This window comes from Stenotrophomonas sp. AC248 (assembly GCF_979258185.1).
Window position 1 is genome coordinate 2152003 of the sequence record NZ_OZ409840.1, and the last position, 23288, is coordinate 2175290.

General features: G+C 66.8%; 17 protein-coding genes and 1 pseudogene. 8 read left to right on the top strand and 10 right to left on the bottom strand.

Annotation, left to right across the window (positions count from 1 at the left end; translation table 11 throughout):
- The first annotated feature begins 5 nt into the window (after positions 1-5).
- On the top strand, positions 6-761 hold the full coding sequence (locus ACZ0AE_RS09840; RefSeq protein ID WP_448133638.1) for a helix-turn-helix domain-containing protein: 756 nt from the start codon (positions 6-8) through the stop codon (positions 759-761).
- A gap of 48 nt (positions 762-809) precedes the next feature.
- On the opposite strand, the gene ACZ0AE_RS09845 is transcribed toward ACZ0AE_RS09840, so the two are convergent.
- The 3 genes from ACZ0AE_RS09845 to ACZ0AE_RS09855 all read right to left on the bottom strand — a co-directional run bounded on the left by ACZ0AE_RS09845 (position 810) and on the right by ACZ0AE_RS09855 (position 3517).
- Positions 810-2351, bottom strand: coding sequence for a diflavin oxidoreductase (locus tag ACZ0AE_RS09845; protein WP_463600952.1), 1542 nt, complete (start codon positions 2349-2351; stop codon positions 810-812).
- A complete protein-coding gene (locus tag ACZ0AE_RS09850; protein WP_038688342.1) occupies positions 2351-2779 on the bottom strand; it encodes a PAS domain-containing protein in 429 nt (142 codons plus the stop codon). Before ACZ0AE_RS09850 ends, ACZ0AE_RS09845 begins: the two co-directional genes overlap by 1 nt.
- Positions 2780-2989: 210 nt before the next feature.
- Positions 2990-3517, bottom strand: a complete 528-nt coding sequence (locus tag ACZ0AE_RS09855) for a hypothetical protein (protein ID WP_463600953.1) — start codon at positions 3515-3517, stop codon at positions 2990-2992.
- Between the two features lie 372 nt (positions 3518-3889).
- Between ACZ0AE_RS09855 and proP the strand changes: the two are divergent.
- A pseudogene (gene proP, locus ACZ0AE_RS09860) lies at positions 3890-5371 on the top strand (glycine betaine/L-proline transporter ProP); the annotation flags it as partial.
- Between the two features lie 191 nt (positions 5372-5562).
- On the opposite strand, the gene ACZ0AE_RS09865 reads toward proP, so the two are convergent.
- Positions 5563-7839, bottom strand: coding sequence for an autotransporter family protein (locus tag ACZ0AE_RS09865; protein ID WP_463600954.1), 2277 nt, complete (start codon positions 7837-7839; stop codon positions 5563-5565).
- A 341-nt stretch (positions 7840-8180) separates the two neighbouring features.
- Between ACZ0AE_RS09865 and ACZ0AE_RS09870 the strand changes: the two genes are divergently transcribed.
- The 5 genes from ACZ0AE_RS09870 (at position 8181) to ACZ0AE_RS09890 (ending at position 12513) form a co-directional block, all read left to right on the top strand.
- On the top strand, positions 8181-10532 hold the full coding sequence (locus ACZ0AE_RS09870) for a GH92 family glycosyl hydrolase (RefSeq protein WP_463600955.1): 2352 nt from the start codon (positions 8181-8183) through the stop codon (positions 10530-10532).
- A 141-nt stretch (positions 10533-10673) separates the two neighbouring features.
- Complete coding sequence (locus tag ACZ0AE_RS09875; protein ID WP_038688332.1) at positions 10674-11012, top strand: type II toxin-antitoxin system prevent-host-death family antitoxin; 339 nt, start codon at positions 10674-10676, stop codon at positions 11010-11012.
- A 3-nt stretch (positions 11013-11015) separates the two neighbouring features.
- Entirely contained in the window at positions 11016-11645 is a 630-nt protein-coding gene (locus ACZ0AE_RS09880) for a hypothetical protein (protein ID WP_463600956.1), read from the top strand.
- Positions 11646-11764: 119 nt separating this feature from the next.
- Positions 11765-12187 (top strand): baeRF12 domain-containing protein, encoded by a 423-nt coding sequence (locus ACZ0AE_RS09885; RefSeq protein WP_038692204.1) that lies wholly within the window; start codon positions 11765-11767, stop codon positions 12185-12187.
- On the top strand, positions 12184-12513 hold the full coding sequence (locus ACZ0AE_RS09890) for a thioredoxin family protein (protein WP_463600957.1): 330 nt from the start codon (positions 12184-12186) through the stop codon (positions 12511-12513). Before ACZ0AE_RS09885 ends, ACZ0AE_RS09890 begins: the two co-directional genes overlap by 4 nt.
- Before the next feature lie 34 nt (positions 12514-12547).
- Here ACZ0AE_RS09890 and ACZ0AE_RS09895 read toward each other — a convergent pair whose 3' ends face one another.
- Both ACZ0AE_RS09895 and ACZ0AE_RS09900 read right to left on the bottom strand, forming a co-directional pair.
- Complete coding sequence (locus ACZ0AE_RS09895) at positions 12548-13201, bottom strand: YcxB family protein (protein WP_463600958.1); 654 nt, start codon at positions 13199-13201, stop codon at positions 12548-12550.
- The gene (locus ACZ0AE_RS09900) at positions 13198-14421 is read right to left on the bottom strand and encodes an MFS transporter (protein WP_051598824.1); all 1224 of its coding nucleotides are present in this window, start codon (positions 14419-14421) and stop codon (positions 13198-13200) included. Before ACZ0AE_RS09900 ends, ACZ0AE_RS09895 begins: the two co-directional genes overlap by 4 nt.
- A 212-nt stretch (positions 14422-14633) precedes the next feature.
- Between ACZ0AE_RS09900 and ACZ0AE_RS09905 the strand changes: the two genes are divergently transcribed.
- A complete protein-coding gene (locus ACZ0AE_RS09905; protein ID WP_463600959.1) occupies positions 14634-15992 on the top strand; it encodes an XAC2610-related protein in 1359 nt (452 codons plus the stop codon).
- Positions 15993-15999: 7 nt separating this feature from the next.
- Here ACZ0AE_RS09905 and ACZ0AE_RS09910 read toward each other — a convergent pair whose 3' ends face one another.
- The 4 genes from ACZ0AE_RS09910 to ACZ0AE_RS09925 form a co-directional block, all read right to left on the bottom strand.
- A complete protein-coding gene (locus ACZ0AE_RS09910) occupies positions 16000-18789 on the bottom strand; it encodes a type 2 lanthipeptide synthetase LanM family protein (RefSeq protein ID WP_463600960.1) in 2790 nt (929 codons plus the stop codon).
- 188 nt (positions 18790-18977) lie between these two features.
- A complete protein-coding gene (locus ACZ0AE_RS09915) occupies positions 18978-19184 on the bottom strand; it encodes a DUF6229 family protein (RefSeq protein ID WP_038688320.1) in 207 nt (68 codons plus the stop codon).
- Positions 19185-19619: 435 nt separating this feature from the next.
- Positions 19620-21206 carry an SDR family NAD(P)-dependent oxidoreductase gene (locus ACZ0AE_RS09920; protein WP_463600961.1) on the bottom strand — a complete coding sequence of 529 codons (1587 nt, stop codon included), beginning with the start codon at positions 21204-21206 and terminating at the stop codon, positions 19620-19622.
- Positions 21207-21617: 411 nt separating this feature from the next.
- Positions 21618-23282, bottom strand: a complete 1665-nt coding sequence (locus ACZ0AE_RS09925) for a fatty acid--CoA ligase (protein WP_463600962.1) — start codon at positions 23280-23282, stop codon at positions 21618-21620.
- Between the last annotated feature and the right edge of the window lie 6 nt (positions 23283-23288).

Here is a 23288-nt window from a genome sequence, read left to right on the forward strand (position 1 = left end):
CCGTCATGTCGTCACCGGGCACCCCCAACCCCGCTGCCGCCGATGACGGCGATGCGCTGCATTTCTGCAGCACCTGCGCGTTTTCCGATGCGTGCATGTCGCAGGGCTACGACAAGACCGCGCTGGCCGAGCTGCATGTGCTGGTGGACCACGTGGGGCCGTTCCGCGCGGGCGAGCATATCTTCCGCGCGGGCGATGCGTTCGATTCGATCGCCGCGGTGCGTGGCGGCATGGTCAAGACCTACCTCAACGACAGCCAGGGCAACGAGCAGGTGCTGGGCTTCAGCCTGCCCGGCGAGGTGATCGGGCTCAACGCGATCCACGGTGCGCGTTACCCCTGCAACGCCGTTGCGCTGGATACGGTGTACCTGTGCCGGTTCTCGTTCCCGCGCATGAGCCTGCTGGCCACGCGCATGCCGGGCCTGCAGGCCAAGCTGTTCAGCCTGCTCAGTGCCGAGATCGGCAAGGTGGCATTGATGGCGGCCAACCATCGCACCGAAGAGCGCATGGCCGCGTTCCTGCTCGATCTGTCCGAGCGCTATGCACGGCGTGGTTTCTCGCCGCTGCGCTTCAACCTGAGCATGAGCCGGGTGGAGATCGCCAATTACCTGCGGATGGCGCCGGAAACCGCCAGCCGCGTGCTGCGTCGTCTCAGCGATGACGGCGTGATTGCGGTCAACCAGCGCGAAATGCAGGTGCTGCAGCCGGACCGGCTGGCTGCGCTGGCCGCGGCAAGTGACGGGACCGGCGCGACTGGCTGACGAAACGGTTTCGGCCAGGTGGCGCGCAGCACCGCCCTGGCAGAGGACTCAGTACAGTTCCCGGTGCAGCCGGCCCTCGGTCTGCAACGTATCCCATGTACTACCGCCGCCTTCGTGGGCCGGCATGATCGTGTTGATCGCGTCCTGCACGGCAGCGCCCAGGTGGTGCTTGTTGCCGCACAGGAACACGTGCGCGCCACGCTGCAGCAGGTCGCCAACCGTTTCGGACTGCTCAGCCAGCGCGTGCTGCACGTAATACTTGGCCGTGCCGTCGCGTGAGAATGCCGTGTGCAGTCCCTGCAGGCGCCCGTTGGCGCGCCACGCCTCCAGTTGCTGCTGGTAGAGGAAGTCGTGGTCGCGATGCTTCTCGCCGAATACCAGATGCACCTCGCGCTGCTGGCCAGCGGCGTCGAGCTCGCGCAACAGCCCCATCAACGGCGCGATACCGGTGCCGGTGCCGACCATCAGCAGCGGGGCATCCGGGTCGCGGGGCAGGTGGAAGCCCGGGTTGGAGCGGCAATACACACGGGCGCTGCCGTCGCCGTCCAGCAGCCAGCCGGTGGCGGTGCCGCGGCGCTCGCGCCCGGTGCGGGTGTAGCGCACCTCGCGCACACACAGCGCCACCGCCGTGCTGTTGGCAGCCGATGCAATCGAGTAGGCGCGCGGCAGGCACGGCGACAGCAGTGCCGCCAGCCGCTCCAGTGGCACATGGTCCGGGCTGGCGTGGTCGTTCAGTACATCCAGCAGGTCGGCCCCATGCAGGTAGGCCTCCAGCGCCTGGCGCTGGCTGCTGCGGAGCAGGTCCTTGAGCACCTCGCTGCCGGTCAGTCGCGCCAGCTCGCGGAGCAGGGACTTGCCCAGCAGGCGCAGCTCTTTGTGACGGAGCAGCTCGACCGCGTCGCCCTGGCCATACCAGCGCGCCAGTGCCTGCAACAGCGCCGGGTCGTTCGGAGCCACCACGTGCAGGGTGTCCCCCGCGCGGTAGGCGATGCCGCTGCCGCGCAGGTCCAGCTCCAGGTGCCATGCCGCCGGATCGCGTGCGTTGAGGCGGCGCCGCGCGATGATCGGCGCCGCGAACGCATTGTCCTCGGCATACGCGGTCACCTGCAGGCGAAGGTCGCGGCCGGCGGACGGGTTGCCGTCCAGTACGTCGCCGAGTACCGGGGCCCATTGCTCGAAAAAGTGCTCGTAGCCGCCATCGGCGTCGACGCGCTGCATGATCGGCCGCGCCTGACGCGCCCCGAGCAGGCGGTCCAGGGTCTTGCTGAAACCGCAGAACTGCGGGTAGCCCGTGTCGCCCAGCCCGAACACGGCGTAGCGCAGCCCGGGCAGGGCAGGGCACTGGCGCAGCGCCTCGGCGAAGCGCTCGCCGTTGGCGGGCGGCTCGCCATCACCGAATGAGCTGGACAGCGCCAGCAGCACGTCGCCTGCGCCGAGCGAGGCAACGTCGATGTCGTTGAAGGGCAGCACCTGCGGCGCATGCCGCTGCAGGGCCGGGAACGCGCCCAGGCGGTGGGCCAGGGCGCGTGCGTTGCCGGATTCGGAGCCGTATCCGACCAGGACGCGTTGGATCGGGGCGGCGACGTCCATCAGGCGGCAGCGTAGAAGTCGTCGAACTTTTCCTTGCTGAACTCCACCGCGTCGAAGTTGCCCATCAGGTCATTCACCACGCGGCGGATGCTGATGTAGGCGGTGATCGCACCGTCAGCGTCGAACAGCGGCTGCACGGTGGTGTCCACCACGTACAGCACGCCACCCTTGCCCAGGTTCGGCACGATGCCGGTCCAGCTCTTGCCGGCCTTGATCGTGTCCCACATGTCCTTGTAGACGGCCTTGGGCACGTCCGGGTGGCGCACGATGCTGTGCGGCTGGCCAATCAGCTCATCGCGGGTGAAGCCGGTGAGCGTGCAGAACAGGTCATTGGCATAGGTGATGTTGCCCTGCAGGTCGGTGGTGGAGATCACCATGACGTTCTGCAGTGCGTTCAACAGCTGGGCATTGTCGGGGGCGTAAGACATGGCGGGTTCCTTGGAGCGGTGTGGTGGGTGCGATGCCGGCGTACCGGCAACGCGTTGACGTCGTGTCCCGTACAGGATCGACGTAGCCCCCAGGCACCACCATGACAAAGGTCAAGGTCGCTGTTGCCGCCGCTGCGACATTGCGTCGCATGCGCGCACGCACGCGGTGCGGCATCGGCGCCCGCACCGCTGTGTGTGCGCAGCGGGTACTTACAGGATGTCGCTGTACGCGCAGCCCACCGTGACCCAGCCCGGCGAATAGCTCAGGTCCACCAGCACGCGGGCCGTGCGGTTGCCGCCCAGCGGCTTGCGGTAGTCCATGCCTTTCCAGCCGTAGGTCTCTTCCATGGCCGCCTGGTCCGGGCGCGGCGACATGCCGCCGATGCGGTCCACGATGGTCTTGCCGCGGCTCAGTTCCTGGCCGGGCGCTACCTTGAAGGCCAGCAGCATTTCGGTGGTGCTGGACAGGTGCACCAGGTCGGACGTTTCGCCCCAGGCGGTGATGGGCGCGTCGCTCTTCCAGAGGCTGAGCGCGGCGTCGCTGGACGCTGCCGAACCGGCATGTGCGAAGTCGGTGACTTCTTCGGCGTTGATGCTGTCGGTGAAGGCAGCCACCTGGTCGGCGGTCAGTTTGCATTCCAGCAGGCGGGACAGCGTAGCGGCGCTGTCCTGGGCCATGGCGGCGGTGGGTGCGAGCAGGCCGAGCAGGGCGCACAGGGTGGTGGTCTTGATGGACATCGGGGTGGTATCTCTTCGTGCTGGTGATGGGATGCCGCGCGCACGTTCCGTGTGAGCACGCCGCAGCGGCGCACGGATTCTGCACGATTCCTCATGTCCATCGATAGCGTTGCGTAGTACTCACGTGAAGATGAGGTAAGGATCACATTTTCGATGTGTAGTACCATGTGTCGCTTGATCATTGTCTCGGGCCGTTGCCCGTCTCTCGGTCACCCTTCCTGCAGCGCCGTGGAATTCCACGCGGCCGTCCGGGAACGCCTGTTGCCACCCCTTCTTCGCGCCTCGTGCTGCGTTCTTTCGAAGGCGGTTCTTTCCTGTGCCGTGCGCGGGACCTCGGGCGTGGTGGTGGCCATGCTTCCAGGAGAAAGCAGAATGCAGGACCTGCATGCCGCACACGCCCATTTCGGGTGGTTCAAACGCCGTCGCCACGTCCAGGTGGATGAAGTGACCGTTGTTGATCGCCCGATGCTCAAGAAGGCCGTGGGTGCCGCCGCCCTCGGCAATGCGATGGAGTGGTTCGATTTCGGTGTGTACGGCTACATCGCGGTCACGCTGGGGCAGGTGTTCTTTCCCGCCAGCAACCCGACCGCACAGCTGATCGCCACCTTCGCCACGTTCACCGTGGCCTTCCTGGTGCGTCCATTGGGCGGCCTGGTATTCGGGCCGCTGGGCGACAAGTACGGTCGCCAGAAAGTGCTGGCCTTCACCATGATCCTGATGGCGCTGGGCACCTTCAGCATCGGCTTGATTCCGTCCTATGAGCGCATCGGGCTGTGGGCCCCGGCGTTGCTGCTGCTGGCGCGGCTGGTGCAGGGCTTCTCCACCGGCGGCGAGTATGGCGGCGCGGCCACCTTCATCGCCGAGTATTCCACCGACCGCAACCGCGGCCTGATGGGCAGCTGGCTGGAGTTCGGCACGCTGGGCGGCTACATTGCCGGCGCGGGTACCGTGACGGCGCTGCATATGGCGTTGAGCAGCGCGCAGATGCTGGACTGGGGCTGGCGCATCCCGTTCCTGGTGGCCGGTCCGCTGGGCCTGCTGGGCCTGTACATGCGCATGAAGCTGGAAGAGACCCCGGCGTTCCGGGCCTATGCCGAAGAGGCCGACAAACGCGACAACGAGCGCCCCGGCCTGGGTGCGCTGTTCCGCGTGCATTGGCCGCAGCTGCTCAAGTGCGTGGGCCTGGTGCTGGTGTTCAACGTCACCGACTACATGCTGCTCACCTACATGCCCAGCTACCTCAGCGTCACCATGGGCTACGCCGAAAGCAAGGGCCTGCTGCTGATCATCATCGTGATGCTGGTGATGATGCCGCTCAACGTGGTCGGCGGCCTGTTCAGTGACAAGCTTGGCCGCCGCCCGATGATCATCGGCGCGTGCATCGCGTTGTTCGCGCTGGCCATTCCGTGCCTGAAACTGATCGGTACCGGCAACGACTGGCTGATCTTCCTGGGCCTGATGCTGCTGGGCCTGGCCCTGGTGTGCTTCACCAGTTCGATGCCCTCCACGCTGCCGGCGTTGTTCTACACCCCGGTGCGTTACAGCGCGCTGTCGATTGCCTTCAATGTCTCGGTGTCGCTGTTCGGTGGCACCACGCCGCTGGTCACCGCGTGGCTGGTCGAGCGCACCGGCGACCCACTGGTGCCGGCGTACTACCTGATGGGTGCAGCGGTCATTGGCATCATCACCATGCTGTTCGTCACCGAAACCGCGCGCCTGCCGCTGCGCGGCTCACCGCCGGCGGTGGCCAGCGAAGCCGAAGCCCGCGCCCTGCTGCGCAGCGACGCCCTGATGACCGTCGACAACGCCCAGCCAACGCTGCCCGAGGTGCGCCACCCCCGACGACGCACGTCCCGCCTGACCCGGCGCTCCCGTGCGACCCCGGTATTGCCGGCCGCTGGCCGGCTCCGGCACGATCTCGGTAATGCTTGCCGCCGGCCGGCTCCGGTGCAGTCTCCGTAGTGCCGGCCGCTGGCCGGCTCCCCGCACACCAGGATCACCGCGACGCCCAAAAAATGGAGCCGCCCAAGGGCGGCTCCATTCCATCACCAGCTGTAACTCATCCCCAGCTGCGCACTGGTCTGGTGATACCCACTGGCCTGCTGCCGGGCCAACCCGGCCCACGCTCCGAACCCGTTGGCAAACTTCAACGACGCACCGGCGCTCACCTCCGCACGGCTGCGCGGAATGCGCGCATCCACGCGCTCATCGTCCATCCACACCTGGGACTCGGCGCGGGTATGCAGCCAGTTGGCGGCGATATACGGCTGCACATCGGCGGCACCATCGCCCCAGCGGGTCACGCCGGACAAGCGCAGGCCCACGCGGCCATACAGCCCATCGGCATCCTGCGTGGTCACTACCGTGCCATTGGCCTCGGTGTGGCGCAGGTCGTCCCAACGGTTGTAGCCCACCTGCAGCTGCGGCTCCAGGAAGATCCCGCCGGCCTGTGCACCGCCCACACGGAACGCATAGCCGGTTTCAATCGCGCCCTGCCAGCCGCGGCTGTCGTAGCGCTCCGCGTCCAGGCCTACGCCTTCCACGCGGTTGCGGAACTGGGCGCGCTGCACCGAACCATCCACGTAGAAGCCGGCATACGGATCAACGGCATTACCCGCCCGCCACGTGCCATACACGCCCAGTGCTTCGCCCTTGACCTTGCCACGCGCGTAGTAGCCGGTAAGTGCATTGGTGGACGTGCTGGTGGCATTGCCACTGGACAGCATCACGCCCACGCCGCTGCCCGCATCGTTGCGCCACACATCGGCACCGACGCTGAGCGACTGGCTGTTGCCCTGCACATCCAGCTGCTGGCTTACCGCATCAAAGCCGGTACGCGAACCATCCACCCGCGCCCAGGCGCGGCCGCTGTTCTGGCCGGCATGGCGGTCGTGGTAGCCCAGGCGGAACATGGATTGGGTGGCCTGCAGGTTGGCCAGGTAGGCACCGCCTTCCGGGCGCAGCACAGGCTCCGGATTCACCGGATTGCACTCGGGTAGGGTGGGGTCGACCTCGCACGGTTCCGGCTGGGTGGGCAGCTGCGAACGCAGATACCAGTTGCCATCGGTGCCGGTGCCCTTGAACAGGAAGTAGTCGTACTGGCCACCCACGGCACGGCCGGCCAGGTTGAACTGGCCATTGGAGGCTCCGCCCACCCGGATCAGCTCGATGCCCTTGTCGGTCTGTGCGCCGGCACCGCCCACATTGTTGACGCGCACGTTGGCGCTGCCGCTGGTGTCGCCGCCGATGATCAGTTTGTCGGTGGCCGCGGTGTCGCCAGCCAGTGCGGTGTTGAAGGCGAGGGTGCCGCCGTTGCCGCTGAAGTTGCCCGCGACGTTGAGGGTGTTGAAGGTTGTGCCGTTGCCCAGCGATACCGTGCCGCTGCCGAGATCGAGCCGGCCAACGGTGGAATTGCCGGTCATGTTCCAGGTGGCCGTGTCGAGTGTGACACGGGTAACATTCGTCATCGTCCCGGAGAGGTGGGCGTTGTTGTCCAACAGCACATTTGCGATGGCTCCTGGACCATTCCGGACATCACCAACAAGCGTGCTGTTGCTGGCGGTGAAATTCACATCTACTACGCCATTGGTTTCCAGCAGGACCCCATTGCCACCCTTGGCGGTCGCTCCGTTGCGGAAAACAATATCGGTGCCGAACGGAGTGGCACTATTGCCCAGGAACTCGGTGACGTAGACCGCCGCGTCAGTACCACCCTCGATGTGGGAACTGTCCACGATCAGCTGGTTGCGTCCATTGAATACGTTCCCGCCGCGAGGGTCGTAGGTCAGCCCTGCGCCGTATTTGGCGCCGACAATGCGGGATCCCTGCGATACCGTGGCACTGGCGGATCCACCATAGGCCAACCCGCTACCGCTAAGGAATGAGCCTCCAGCCGTGCTGGATACCCTCGTATTGGCCAGGGTGACCGTCGCGTCACTCGACAATTGAATTCCGAGATTTTCCGCGATGACGGAGGCGCCTGTCATCGTGACGTTCGAGCCACGGGTTGCGAGCAGGCCGATCACTCCGCCACTTAGTGTTGTTCCGTCGAGCGTCGCGCTCGATCGGGCGACGCTCAGTGTTCCGTTGATGGAGCCTGCGGCAAGTGACAACGTGGAGGCATTGTCCGCTGTTATTCCAAGGGAGGCAGCACTTGGGCGAAGAATCAACGACGCAGCATCGAGCGTCCACGCTTCGGCTGGATCGCCAGGCTCCACGGTTGCGGAGTCGCCAGGGTTCAGCGTACCTGCATTTGTGCTCAGTATCGGCGACAGTGCGGCTGCCAAGGCGAGTGCGAGGGTGCGACGAACGATGATCTTCATGCATTACTCCTGTGGGAAAAAAACTCCGAAAAGGACCGCATTCACTTCGCTAGCATGGATCAAAGATACGGCGATGTGACAACGACGTGATTTTTCCGGAAGTTCTCAAGTAGCGAGAGCAGAGTGCAGGCCAGCTCTCGCTTGAGGTGGATCGACAGGCTCTTCTCTTGTGCACTGCAGTAAGGAGGGGACAGTCTGTTGAACGGCCATAGATCGATCCATGCAATTTGTTGCATTCGATAGCGCCGGCGATTGACGCTTCGGAGGCCATTCAGCCGCAGCGCAGCATGCGGTGCCGTAAGGGGGGTGCTAGGATCTGACTACCATCTGAATCGATCCAAATGCCGATGCCCACGTTGGACCGTCGTCTCCTGATCGCTGTCGCCGCCACGGCGATGTTCGCCTCCGGCCTGGCTGCGGCCGCCCCGGCCAAGACCGCCGCTGACAAAGCCTATGCCTCGGTCGACCCCTTCATCGGCACCGGTGGGGAAGGGCATACCTATCCCGGCGCCACGGTGCCGTTCGGCATGGTCCAGCTCAGTCCGGACACCCGCATCCAGCCGCGCGAAAAAGCCTACGGCTGGGCTGCCGGGTACCGCTATGACGACAGCAGCATCGTCGGCTTCTCGCATACCCATTTCTCCGGCAGCGGCCATTCGGACCTGGGCGACGTGCTGGTGATGCCGTTTACCGGCGATCCCGGGCTGGAGCGCGGCGACCCGGACAAGCCCAAAAGTGGCTATGCCTCGCGCTTCCACCACGACAACGAGAAGGCCGAGCCGGGTTACTACGCGGTAACGCTGGACGACTACAAGGTGCGTGCCGAGCTCACCGCCAGTGCCCGCACCGGCGTGCACCGCTACACGTATCCACGTGGCCAGCAGGCGCGGGTCCTGCTCGACCTGCGCACCAGCCTGTATGACTATCCGGGCAAGATCCTGTGGTCGCGGCTGCGCCTGCAGCCCGATGGAACGGTCACCGGCTTCCGCGAAACCCGCGGTTGGGCGCCGGGCCGGCAGCTGTATTTCGCGATGCGTTTCTCGCGCCCGCTGACCGGCCACGCATTGCACAACACTGAAACCGACATTGCCTACAAGGGCTTCCCACCGCCGGGCCAGAACGATCCCACCCAGCGGCCGCAGATCGAAGGGCGGCAACTGGTGGGTACGTTCGATTTTGGTGCACTGGATGCGCCGCTGGTGGTCACCGTGGCCATCTCGTCGGTGAGCGAGCAGGGCGCGATCGCCAACCTGGACGCCGAGGCGAAAGATCAGAACTTCGACCGTGTGCGCGCCGAGGCGAAGCAGCAGTGGACCCAGGCGTTGTCCGCCGTGGACATCGAGGCCCCCGAGCATGATCGCCGCAGCGCCTACACCGCGCTGTACCACAGCATGCTGGGCCCAACCCTGTTCATGGATGCCGATGGCCAGTACCGCGGTTCGGACAATGCCGTGCACCGCGCCGAGGGCTACACCAACTACTCCACCTTCTCGCTGTGGGACACCTACCGTGCGCTGCATCCGTTGCTGACCCTGGTGCAGCCGGAAAAACGCAACAGCGACTTCATCAATTCGCTGATCGCCCACCAGCAGCACAGTGCGTACGGCATGCTGCCGGTGTGGGCGTTCCACGGCCAGGAAACCTGGTGCATGATCGGCTACCACGCCGTGCCGGTGATCGCCGATGCCTACCTCAAGGGCATCCGCGGTTTCGATGCCGACAAGGCGCTGGATGCGATGGTGGCCACCGCCAACTACGGCCCGTATGACGGCATCGCGCAGTACCGCGAACTGGGCTGGGTGCCGATCGACGAAGAGGGCGAGGCGGCCAGCAAGACGCTGGAGTACGCCTTCGACGACTGGACCATCGCACGCATGGCCGAGGCCATGGGCCGCAAGGACGTGCAGGCCACCTTCGACGGCCGTGCCGGCAACTGGCGCCACGCGTTCGACGCAGAGACCGGCTTCATGCGCGCGCGCAAGCGTGACGGCAGCTTCCGCACCCCGTTCGATCCGTCGGCCAGCGGGTATGGCACCGACTACACCGAAGGCAATGCCTGGCAGTATTCCTGGTACGTGCCGCAGGACGTGGCCGGGCTGGCCGCCGCACACGGGGGCAGCGACAAGCTGCTGGCCCGCCTGGACCAGGTATTCGAGGCCAAGGTCGACCCGTCGATCTTCGAGCATATGGAAGACATCACCGGCCTGATCGGCTGGTATGCGCACGGCAACGAACCCAGCCACCACGTGGCCTACCTGTACGCTCATGCCGGCCAGCCGTGGCGCACCCAAGCCCGCCTGAAGCAGATCATGGACACCCAGTACGCCGACCGTCCCGATGGTCTGGCCGGAAATGACGACCTGGGTCAGATGTCGGCCTGGTACGTGTTCACCGCGCTGGGCTTCTACCCGGTGGCACCGGGCAGTGGCGAGTACATCATCGGCCGCCCGTTCCTGCCCAAGGCAACGTTGAACCTGCCCAACGGCAAGCGCTTCAGCATCGTCACCGAGGGGATGGCCAAGGGCCACCAGTACGTGGGCTCGGTTACCCTCAACGGGCAGCCCCTGCAGCGCACCTTCCTGCGCCATGCCGAGATCCTGGCCGGCGGCGAGCTGCGCTTCACCCTGCAGGCCGAGCCCAACAAGGCCTGGCCGGGGGAGGGCGCCCAGGCGCCGTACTCGATGTCGCGCTGAGCCTTGGGGAAACCCGTGCAGCCCTTGCATGGCAAGGGCTTTCGCGGTTTGTCGGGGCACCCGGGATAGGCCAAAATGGGATTTATGTCCAATTTGGCCAAAAGGCGTATGATGGCGCCATATCCCGCGCTGGAGCCTGCCATGACCCTGCCCCTGGACCTGCCCGGCCTTGAAAAGGCCACTGCATCGTCGGTAAAGACCCGTGGCTGGCCAAGCCTGATGCGCACCGTGCGCGAAAAGCAGGCCCTGGTGATCACCAACCACAACCACCCCGAAGCGGTGATCGTGGACATCAAGGCCTACCAGGAGCTGCTGGCCAAGGCCGCCGAGGCCGACACCGACGAGCGCGGCGGCGAGCTGGAACGCCTGCGCGCGCAGTTCGACGTGCAGCTGGCCAGCCTCAACCGCGACGGCGGGCTGGGCAAGGTGCTGGGCCAGCCGATCCGGCGCGGCAGGATCACCCCCGGCAAGTCGCTCTGACCGATGGGGCGGATACTGGTGCTTGCCGGCGTCAATGGCGCCGGCAAGAGTTCGCTGCTGGGAACCTGGCTGGAGGCCGATGGCCTGACCTGGTTCAATCCGGATTCCTTTACCCGCGCCCTGGTCCAGGCGGGGTGGGCGGCCGAAGAGGCCAACTCCGCCGCCTGGCACGAAGGCGCACGGCGGTTGCGCAGCGCCATGGCCGAGGGCAGCGATTTCGCCTTTGAGACCACCCTGGGCGGCAACACCATCGCGCGGCTGCTGCGCGAGGCGTGCGAAACCCACGACGTGGCGATCTGGTTCTGCGGCCTGGACAGCGTGCAGCTGCATATCGATCGGGTGGCCGCGCGCGTCGCCACCGGTGGGCACGATATTCCGCAGGACAAGATTCACGCCCGCTACGACGCATCGCGTGAAAACCTGTTGGCGCTGCTGCCCTATCTGGCCGAATTGCAGGTCTACGACAACAGCGCTCCGCTGGATGCACAGGGCTGCGCCAACCCGCTGCCGCTGCTGCATTGGGACCGCCGCGGGCTGCACTACCCGGTGTCGGTGGCCGAGCTGCTGCACACCCCGGACTGGGCCAAGCCGATCGTGATGCGGGCGATGGAGCTGCACGCCAGCGCGCCCTGACCACTGCGCAGAGCGTGCGCTGCACACATGGCGAACACATTCGTATGCGCGGTCCTTACACCTGCCCGCCTACGGTGGAGCTGGGTGCACTGGCACCCGTTTTTCCACAGGAGTTCACCATGCAGCAGCAGATCCCGGAAGGCACCTTGATTGTCGTCGCAGACGGCGGCTCGGCCCGCGTGTTCACCAACATCGGCAGTGGCCATACGCTGCAGCTCAAGCAGCAGGACGCGCTGAAGCTGCAGGACATCAGTGCGCAGGGCGTCTCGGGGCAGGGTCCGTCCGGTTCAATGCCGCAGGACACCAGCATCGCGCAGATGAACGAAGCCACCTTCGCCAAGCAGCTTGCCGGACAGTTGAACGAGGACGCCCTCAACAACCGCTATGCGCACCTGGTGCTGATCGCCGACCCGCAGACCCTGGGGCGCATCCGCCCGCAGCTGCACAAGGAAGTCCAGGCCCGCCTGCTGACCGATATTGCCAAGGACCTCACCAACGCGCCGCTTGAAGACATCCAGCGGGCGCTTGAGTCACCGCGATGAGCTACGCGCGCGCCTATGCCGCGCAGGAACCCAGCCGCGCCGCCGTCGATGCGGCGCCCGGCTGGCAACTGCTGGAATTCGGCGCGCCGTGGTGCCCGCACTGCAGTGCCGCGCAGGCGCCCTTGAAGGACTGGCTGGAGGCGAGGGACAACATCTCCCACCTCAAGATCGAAGACGGCAAAGGGCGGCCGCTGGGCCGCTCTTTCCAGGTGCGGCTGTGGCCGACGCTGGTGCTGCTGCATGACGGACAGGAAGTGGCGCGGGTTGTACGCCCGCGTGCGGATGCGGACCTGGCGGCATTGGCGGCGGCCACGCCGACGACCTGACCCGCAGGGCGCGGTGGCTTGGCCCTTCGGTGGGTCAGGCCGTTGCCGCGGCTGCTCTGCAATGACCCAGCAAGCCCTGCATGCCCTGGCGGTAGACCTCCGGGTCCATCGCATCGCTGTGCTTCGGGATCCAGTACGCCTGCCCGCGGCGATGCAGTGAGGCGCAGGCCACGACCAGGAACGCATCGGTCTCCTGGATATGCACAACGTCGCTCCAGCGCAGCAACGCAGGTCGCTGTCCTGCCCGCGCCACCTGCATGCCCTGGGCATCGAACTGCACGCGGTAGTCGCCCTGCAGCCGCTTGAAGCGAGTTTCCAGGGTGAGCCGGGCGAGGGCGCGGCTGAGCGGGCGCCCGCCTGCCGTACTGGCCGTCTGCTGTTGCGCCATCGTGCTGCGCAGACGCGCGGCGAACGGGCGGGCAGATCGCCAGGCAGGCACCAGCAGCAGCGCCGCCAGTGCCAGCGTCATCCACGTTTGCGGCGTGGCGCCGCGATGGAACAGCAACCATGCAGTGCCGCACACCGGCAGCAGCACCAGCAACGGTGTGACCGCACGCTGCTGGGCTGCGCCGAGCCGCTCGGCCAGCGCGTCGTCCCGGCGCATCTCGCGCTCCAGTGCCGCATCCACCCAGTGGCGGGTGTGCGCCGCGGTAATCGTGTAGCGCAGCTCGCCGCACGCCTCGCTCACCGGGCGCGGGTCCTGGGCAGGAATGCCGTGGCCAGGCCCAGCAATGGCAGGTATGAGGTGAAGTGGTAGATCCACACGATGCCATGCACGTCGGCCAGTTTGCCCAGCCCGGCGGCGCCGAGGCCGCCGATGCCGAACATCAGGCCAAACATCAGGCCCGACACCATGCCCACGCGGCCCGGCACGGCTTCCTGCGCGTAGACCACCAGCGCGGCGAATGCCGAGGACATCACCAGGCCGATGGCCACGGCCAGCACCGCGGTACCCATCAGGTTGGCGTAGGGCAGGGCAAGCGCGAACGGCGCCACGCCCAGGAACGAAATCCAGATCACCGCCTTGCGCCCGATCCGGTCGCCCACCGGGCCACCGATGAAAGTGCCCAGCGCGATCGAGGCCAGGAAGATGAAGAGGTACATCTGGCTCTGCTGCACGCTCAGATGGAAGCGCTCGATCAGGTAGAAGGTGAAGTAGTTGGTGAAGGACGCGATGTAGACGAACTTGGCGAACATCAATACCGCGATCACCGCGATGGCCTGGACCACCTTGCCACGTGCCAGGCCGACCCCGGTGTTGCGCGCCAGGCTGCTCATCTTTGCCTGCCCGTGGCGGATGGTCCACCCGGTGAGCAGGAACAGCACGCCAACGGCCAGCGCGGCGGCCAGCATGAACCAGGCAATCGAACGCTGCCCATACGGAATCACCACCGCGGCGGCCAGCAGCGGCCCAATCGCCGAGCCGGTGTTGCCGCCCACCTGGAAGGTGGACTGTGCGGTGCCGAAACGCCCACCGGAGGCCATCCGCGCCACGCGCGAGGCTTCCGGGTGGAAGGTGGCCGAGCCCACCCCGACCACTGCGGCGGCCACCAGCAGCATCGGGTAACTGCCGGCCAGGGCCATCATCGCGATGCCGATGCACGTGGCGATCATGCCGCACGGCAACAGGTAGGGCAGCGGACGTTTATCGGTGTACATCCCGATCCACGGCTGCAGTAGCGAGGCGGTGATCTGGTAGACCAGCGCGATCACGCCGATCTGCCCGAAGCTGAGCTGGAACTCGCTCTTGAACATCGGGTACACCGCCGGCAGCACCGCCTGGATCATGTCGTTGAGCAGGTGCGCAAAGGCGGCCGCGCCGACGATATGGACCGCAAAGCCCTGGTTGGGCGCGGTGGCGCTGGCGGCGGCGGGAATCGCAGGTTGCGTGGGGGAAGGCGAAGTCATGGACGGTATCGGACGCGAAGTACGGTCAGCGGCACCACGCGCGCGCACCCGGGCGCCGCCTGGTCCCTGGCCCGTAGGGGAGGGGTACCCAAGGATAGGCCGGTTGCAGGGCGCCGTCCTGTGCCGGACCGGGCGAATGGCCGTGATATGGGCAGCACGTGCGCCGGCGCGGTAGCATGCGCCGGCCTTCTGTATTGCCAACGAGATTCCCCATGGCGTTCCTTTTGCCTGCACTGGCCCTGGCCGTGGCGGGCAGCACCCTCGCCGCGCCCGACCTGCTGCAGCCCGGGCTGTACGCGCTGCAGCCCGACGCGCACCTGCTGGCCACCCCGGCGACCCCTGCGGCGGGAGAAACCTACCAGCAGCGCTACGAACATGCCGTTCCCACGGCGGCCCGGGTGCGCTACGCGTTCGTCTCGCGCGATCCGCAGGCGCAGCTCAACAAGCTGGTGTTCGTTACCGACGCGGCCTACCGGTACGACATCAACAGCGCCAACCTGCTGTGCCCGGCGTACGCCTTCCCGGATTGGAATGCGCATTCCGACGCGCAGCCCTACTGCCGCACCAACATCGGCGCCAATGACCGGGAAGCGGCACTGGACTGGACCGCCACCGCGTTCTCGGTGCGCTGGGCCGACCGCAAGCAGCTGCAGGGCACAGTGCAGGTGCCGCCGCAGCGCGCACCCACCGCCGAAGAGGCCGGCGCCTGCGCCATTGCCGATGTCTGTGCGGCGGTCGCCTACGGGCGCCACATCAACCAGTACGAGGTGGTGCACTACAGCGACCGATTCGCGCTTCAGCAGCCGCGGGACTATGTGGATGTACTGCACGTGGACCGGGCGCTGCCGTTGCACGCCCAGGCCAGCGACGCGGGCAGCGTTGCGACGATTGCCGCCGGCAGCTACCTGGCCGTGCTGCAGCGTACCCCGGCGTGGTACCAGGTCGAGCAGATCGACCCGGACGGCGGCGCGGTGCGTGGCTGGATTGACCGCGATGCCATGTCCACCGTTACCTGGGTGGCACAGGCGGCCGCCACCCCGAAGGCCACGTTCCGCGTGGGCGTTGAGCGTGACGAAGACGGCGTGAGGCTGACGGCGATCGAAGTGCTGGATGCCCGCACCGGCCAGCGGCGCCAGGTCCTGCGCGATTTCGAGGCCGATCCCGTTGGCGACGCCGATGCGCTGCTGCAGGTGGTGGACGTGAACTTCGATGGCCACCCGGATCTGCTCGCGCCGGGAATGTCCGGCGGTGCCGGCCCGAACAGCACCACCAATGTGTTCCTGTTCGACCCGGCCAGCGGTACGTTCGTGCACGACGCCACGCTGTCGGACCTGCCGCAGTTGTCGATCAATGCGCAGGATCGCAGCATCACCTCCGCATCGCGGGGCGGCTGCTGTTCGCATGCGTCGGAAACCTATCGCTACCGCGACGGCACGCTGCAGCTGGTTGGCAGTTGGGAAGAGTCGTTGTCTGCCGACGGCGAGCATGTTGAAACCACCCGCGGCACCTGGCGCAACGGGCGGATGCAATACCGCACCACGCGGGCCCGCGCGACGCCCGACGGGCCGTGACGCCGGTCTAGCCGGCGTATTCGGGAACGGCCTCGCGGGTTGATGGCGCGGCCTGCTGGTTGCGCTGCACCACCCCGGGTGCACGCTCCAGCAACAAGGGCGACGGCATCACGCACGCCGGATGCATCCGGCAGAAACCGTAGATCGCGCCGGCCAGGCCGATCATCAGGCCCGGCGTGAACGCGGCGCGGGTCAAGCCGCCCACCATGCCGTGGTGCTCCTCGATGGAGGAGATGACCTCGATGGCGGCCGCGTCGACATCGTACGGGCAGGCCGGGTCCAGTTCCGCCGCGCGCAGCAGCAGTTCGCGGGTGGACAGGTCGCCATGGCAGAGCGTGTGGCTGAAGCCCCATTTGCCGGATGCATCCGCGACCGCCCGGCGCAGTCCGCGCAGGTGCTGCTCGCTGCCGGTGCGCGCATACAGGTCGGCATGGGCCAGGCCGATGCCGACGCTGCCGTGGCACCAGGTCGGGAAGTTCTTCTGGCCGTCCTTCAGGTGGATGTCGCGCCAGCGCCCGGTGGCGGGCTCGAACAGCGCCTCCTGGAAGGCGAATGCCGCCGCGGCCAGCTGCCGCCACCCGTCGCGCTCGGCGGCGGTACCTGCGTCGGTTGCGGCCAGGCGCGCCAGCGACCAGCCGATGCCCATCGCCCCATGGGCGAAGCCGCCGATGGGTTCGTCGAACTGCGGGCTGGGCCATCGCGCCCCGTCATGGTCGACGATGGCGGCCGCCTGTACGACGCGCGCCACACGCGCGGCCAGCGCCAGCCAGCGCGCTTCGCCGGTGGCATCGGCCAGGCCGATCAAGGGCAGGATGGCGCCGCTGACGCCATCCAGTATTTCGAACTTCGGTGACGCATCGAAACTGTGCCGCTCCAGCGTCGCCGCGCAGTGCCGTGCGTCGTCGAGCAGCGCAGGGCGGTCCAGCATGTCTGCCAGCGCAAGCAACGCCCAGATCCGCGAGCCGGCACCGACGAAGCCGCCGTCCATTTCCGAGTGGTCCAGCCGCGACATGCTGGCCAGTACCTGGATCGCCCCCTCCAGGGCCGCCTCCAGGCCGGCAACCGCATCGGCACGGCCCGCCTGTACTTCCAGCCAGTAACCGGCCAGCGCGAAGGCAATGCCGCCCAGCCCGAAGTAGGTGTCCGGACGCACCGGCTGCACCGTCCAGCCGTTGGGCGTGATCTCCGGCGTGATCCAGGTCATCGACCCATCGTCGCCACGCACCGACAACCGCAGCAGGCTTTCCACCGCGGCGGCGGCCAGTGCACGCCGGCGCGCGTCCAGGTTGTCCGGACGGGGATCGCGGGCGGCGTAGGAGTAGCCTTCGCGCGCCTCTGCCCGGGCCAGGGCATGTTGGTTCAGATCGGTCGCCACCAGCGTGCTGCGGATCGTGACGTCTTCCAGGTCGATGCGCATGTCGCGCCAGTTGGCGATCACGGTGTTGATCCGCTCCAACGCAACCGGTGCGGCGAAGATCGGGATGTCGCCATGCCGCAGGTCGTCGATCTCGCCCATGATGGCGGCCGGATCCGATGGCGCCGCGCGCACCACCTGCGCATTGCGCACCAGCAGGTCCATCGCGCGTGCGACGGCCTTTGGCTCGTCATGCAGGGACGCCGGGTGCCACAGCATCCGCCCGATTTCGGCATAGGCCATGGTGGGGCGGCGCACGTCACGGACCTGGCAGCCTTCGAAGGGCGCCAGCAACGGCATCAGTGCCCCCGACGCGTCCAGTTCGCGCAGCCGCTGGCTGGCCTGCATGAAGCCTTCGCTGATCTGGTCCCAGTAGCGCGACACGTCCGGATGCGGGGATGGATGATTCTGTGACGCGGCGAAGTCTGCGTCGATCATGCCCAGGCGCGGCCCGTCTGCGGGGTCCTCGACAATCACCGGCACGCGCACGCGGGGCTGCTCGCCTGGCAGGGCGCCCGCGGCGGAGAGGTCCACGCCGGCCATGCCCAGGCCCGCGGTGCGGAACGGCACGATGCCCGTGCGCAGGACCGAATTCATCATCAGCTTTACGGCGATGTCGTACGCCTGCCCGTAGCCGGATGTTTCGATCTCGATCACCGGGGCGAACACGCTCTCGGCATCGACCACCACCGGTACCGGCCCGACCGCGATCAGGTTTTCCAGATGGATGTCGGTACCGCCGATCAGGCGCAGCACTGCCAGCCAGTGGCCCAACCCGCGGTAGTAGGTCTGCAGCTCCTGGTCGCCGTCACAGTAGCGGTGCGCGGCAAATGCCGCCCAGCCGTGGCTGCCCCGATCGATCACGCGTGGCACCCGCACCCGGTCCGGCACGTCACCGAACACGGCGCCAAGGAAGGCGTCCAGCGTGGCGTCGATGCGCAGCGAGCGCGGCTTGTACATCAGGTTGCCGCCTTCGAATGCAAGGCGGGCAACGGTATGCCCCTGCGAGTGCAGGTCGCCCTTGCCCAGCGACACCGACAGCAGCTGGCCGGCCGGGCGGCCGAGCAGGGCAGGGAAGGCGTCGCGGTCGGCGACGATGCGCGTGGCCAGTTCTTCGACGGCAGTGCACTGCGCGGCCAGCATCTGCTGGAACCTTGGGCGCAAGGCGGGGTAGCGCTGGTCCAGGTGGGCGCTGAAATCGGGGTGGGTGGCAAGCTGCACGAACTGCGCGAACTGCCCCGCGTTATCGGTGGCGGTGATGGCGCCGCTGCGGACGGCGGCGTGCAGCTCCAGCAGCAACAGCCGGTTGAGTTTCAGGTGGGCGTTTTCAAGCAGTGCGGCCTGGGCCTGGGCGCTGATCAGCGCGATTTCCGCGGTACTCAAACCGGGCGCCAGGCTGTTCAGCCGCCTGGACAGCGCGTCGCGCTGGTCTGCCGTGATGTGGTTGAGAACAAGAGCAAACGAATCGACTACGGTTGTGCCCGCCATTGCCTTCCCTGCGATAGTGTCCGGATGCGGCATTGCTGGAGACGGCGCGCAGCACGTTCGGCTGCGCGCCGGTACAGGCTAGATCAGCAACACATGCAGTGGTTGATCACTGACATGGTGGTGGTGCAGTTGCCGGTGCCGCCGGTCACCATGGTGGGCGCCATTGCGGTCAGCGCGGCATCGGTTGCGTCCTGGCCGTAGATGAAGAGCGAACCCGCCGGATTCTCGCAGCCGTCGACGCTGTCTGCGCCATTGAGCCAACCTGCAACGACGTTGTCATTCAATTCCATTCCGCTTTCTCCTGTTGATCAACAATGAAGCGATCAAGGCGCCAGGACGAAGCTGGCGCCTCTGGGATACGGCCATTCCATGGCAAGGCGAGGACGCCTGGCGATACGGAGTGACGATGGTCAGGCCGCATTTCTAGGGTGCACATAATTGTTTGTCAGGTCAAACTGAGAAATGGTGCTCAGAACCATTCCGTATTTGCGCTCATTACCGTGTAGGAAAATACCTACGACCGTTCAGCGATGCGGTGCTGCAGCATCGAAGTGTTAACGGAGGGGCGAGGCGAATATCACCCTGCGGGATTGAATCGACGGCGGAAGATACACGCCTGGGCGGTCTGGTTGCGGTGACGCAGACTGCTGAAACGAGAAACCCGGAACGGGTGCGCATGCCCCCGCAACCCGGTATGCCGGGCTGCGGGGAGTTTCAACGCGTCATTACCAATCGGTAGGCGCGTAGTCTTTCAGGAACTGGCCCCAGACGTGCTCGCCGGTGTTGATGCCATGGATGATCGGGTCCACGATGCGCGCGGCCCCGTCCACGATGTCCAGCGGCGGATGGAAGCGCTCTTCCTGCACTTTCTTGGCCGCAATGTCGGCCGGATCCTCGTCGGTTACCCAGCCGGTATCCACGCTGTTCATGTGGATGCCGTCGTTCTGGTAATCGGCCGCCGAGGTGCGCGTCATCATGTTCAACGCGGCCTTGGCCATGTTGGTATGCGGATGCCGGGTGGTCTTGAAGTTGCGGTAGAACTGCCCCTCCATCGCCGACACGTTGACGATGTGCTTGTCGCGGCCCGGCGTACGAAGCATCAGCGGCTTCAACCGCGCGTTGATGATGAACGGCGCGATGGCATTCACCAGCTGCGTTTCCAGCAGTTCCACCGAGGGCACTTCGGCCATCAGCATGCGCCAGGAATTGCGCCCGCGCAGGTCCACCTGCTGCAGGTCCTGGTCGAGGCGGCCATCGGGGAACAGGTGCTGCTGGGCCACCAGCTCATCCTCCAGCAGCGGCACCTGCGACAGCTCGGCGGCGCGGGTGAGGCCGTTGGCACCGTTGAAGCCCTGGTCCTGCACCACCGGCAGCGCGGCGGTCGACGTTGTGCCCAGCAGTTCGGCGCTGCGCAGGCCTTCGTAGTCGCCGATCAGCTTGCGCAGCGTCTCCGGAACCTCGTGCAGCGCCGCGGTTTCGCCGGCCATCATGTGCGCATAGAACTGCGGCGGGCGACGGACGGTCTGGCAGGCGTTGTTGATGATGAAGTCCAGGCGCGTGCGCGTGGCCAGCAGTTCGTTGCAGAACGCTTCCACGCTGGGCGTGTGGCGCAGGTCCAGGCCATAGACCTGCAGGCGGTGGCCCCACTCGGCGAAGTCCGGCTCTTCGGCGTAACGGGCGGCCGAATCGCGCGGGAAGCGCGTGGTGACAATCAGCTCGGCACCGGCACGCAGCAGTTTCAGGCCGGCCTGGTAGCCGATCTTGACCCGGCCACCGGTCAGCAGCGCCACGCGGCCGTGCAGGTCGGCGGTTTCGGTACGCTTGATGAAGTTGAGCTCGGCGCAGGCCGGGCACATCTGGTCGTAGAAGTGATGCAGCTGGGTGAACTTCTGCTTGCACACATAGCAATGGCGCAGCTCCGGCGAGTGCACCGGATCCGTCGTCTCGGCGGCGTTCTCGCCGTTGTGGGCGTCATGCAGCCCGGCGGCGTGCGGCGGGAAGTAGTTGGGCGTGCTGAACACCGGCTTGCGGCGCAGGGCGCGGATGCCGGTCTGCTCCAGCAGCGCCTCGGCCTTGGCCACTTTTTCCTGGTGGCGCTGCTTGGCCTGCTGCTTGAGCTTCTGCCGGCGCGCCTTGGGTTCGGGGTGGTAGACCTTGGCCACCACCTGGTGCAGGCGCACGCGGTCGGCTTCGGGCAGCGTGTCGAGCACGGTGCGGTCGGCCTCGATCGCCTCCAGCAGGTCCAGCGCGGCGCGCAGGCGGTCGGTCAGGGGCAGGTCGTCAGCGTCGAGGGGTGGGGCGATGGTGTTCAAATCGGGTCCGGATAGCGCGATGGCTGGCGTGGTGCGGGCGGCAGGGCGGGCGCGCAGGGCGCGCATTGGGGGCGCTATTGTCCCTGATCCTGGGTCTGGTTGCCCAAACGAGGGGTTCAGAAGGGGCGCTCGGGGGCCGCTGCCGGGGTCGATCGGGCCGGGGCGCCGGGCCTGGGGCGTGCTGGTGCGGCCTCGGCAAGGAACGCACCAAGGGGGCGCTGTGGAGACCGTGTCGCGTCATGGTGGCTGTGTGAAGACGGCGGCGAGGGGGCTGAGCCTACCGTTTCGGGGCTGCGCGCCAAGGTGGCCGGATACAGTGCCCACTGCCTGTCTCCACGGCCATGAGCAGGCGCATGCGGCGCGTCGTTGCTTCCAGCATGCCGAGCTGACGCCCGCCCTGCATGCGCCGCATCATCCCGCGTCGGCGGCGGCGCCCAGGTCATGCAGGCTGCGCAGTTTCTTCTTGTTGATCTTGCCCACGCTGGTGCGTTCGATCGCATCCACGAAGCTGACGCGGTCCGGGATCGCGAAGCGGGAGATATCGCCCGAGCGGCTGCGCGCGGCGACCAGTTCTATGATCTCGGCTTCGGTGACATCGCTGCCGGCATGCCTGACCACCAAGGGCAGCGGTCGCTCGCCCCATTTCGTGTCGGTGATGCCGATGACGGCCACTTCGTTGACCGCCGGATGCAGGGCGATGATGTCCTCCAGGGCGAGCGAGGAGATCCACTCGCCGCCGGTCTTGATCACGTCCTTGATGCGATCGGCGACGCGCAGGTAGCCGGCGGCATCGATGTTGCCGATGTCCCCGGTATGCAGGTAACCGCCGGCCCACAAGGCCGCCGACGCGTCCGGGTTGTGCAGGTAGCCCTGGGTAAGCCAGGGCGCGCGCACCACCACTTCGCCGGTAGCCACGCCATCGTGGGCGACATCGTGCATGTCTTCGTCCACGATGCGCAGGTCGACCAGCGGCACCGGAATGCCCGCCTTGGTACGCAGCGAGAGCGCCTCGTCCGACTCGCCCAGGGCGGTGGCATCGATCTGGGCGAGGGTAAGCAGGGGGCAGGTCTCGGACATGCCGTAGCCGCCGAAGATGTCGATGCCACGGGCCAGCGCCTGCTGCGCCAGTGCGCGGGGCAGGGCCGCGCCGCCGATGACCACTTTCCAGCCGCTCAGATCGGTGTCGGCCGCGCTGGGGTGGCCCAGCAGCATGTGCAGGATGGTGGGCACGCAGTGCGAGAAGGTCACCTTCTCGCGGGCGATCAACGCCAGCAGCTGCCCCGGCAGGTAGCGACCGGGGTAGACCTGCTTGATGCCCATCAGCGTGGCCACGTACGGCAGGCCCCAGGCGTGGACATGGAACATCGGCGTGATCGGCATGTACACATCGTCGCGGTGCAGGCGGCCCTGGCTGGCCGCACTGCCCAGCGCGGCCATCCCCGCCAGCGAGTGCAGCACCAGCTGTCGATGGCTGAAGTACACCCCTTTGGGCAGGCCGGTGGTTCCGGTGGTGTAGAACATCGTGGCGCGGGTGTTCTCGTCGAAGTCCGGGAAGTGGCTGACCGGCGTGGCGGCACGCAGCCCGGCCTCATACTCGGTCACGAAACCCGCCGGCAGCGGCTGATCGGCCTCGTCCTCGAGCACGATCCGTGTGCGCACATCCGGCAGCTGGTCGTCGATGCCGTCCAGCACCGGCAGGAACGCGCGGTTGGCCAGGATCACGCGCGCACCGCTGTGGTTGAGGGTGTAGGCAATCTGCTCGGGCGCCAGGCGGATGTTCACCATCATCAGCACCGCACCGAGCATCGGCACGGCGAAATTGCTCTCCAGATAGCGGTTGCTGTCCCAGTCCATCACCGCCACGGTATCGCCGTGCTTGACCCCAAGGGACGTCAACAGTCCGGCCAGCTGGCCGATACGGGCCTGCAATGTGCGGTAGTCGAAGCGCACGTTGTCGCCGTAGACGATCTCCTGCTCGGGACGCACCGCCAGCGGCGTGAGCAGCAGCTGCTTGATCAGCAGCGGGTAGGCGTGGGCGTCGGGGGCGGGCGTGTCTGCGGCGGTGGCAAATGACATGGGGGG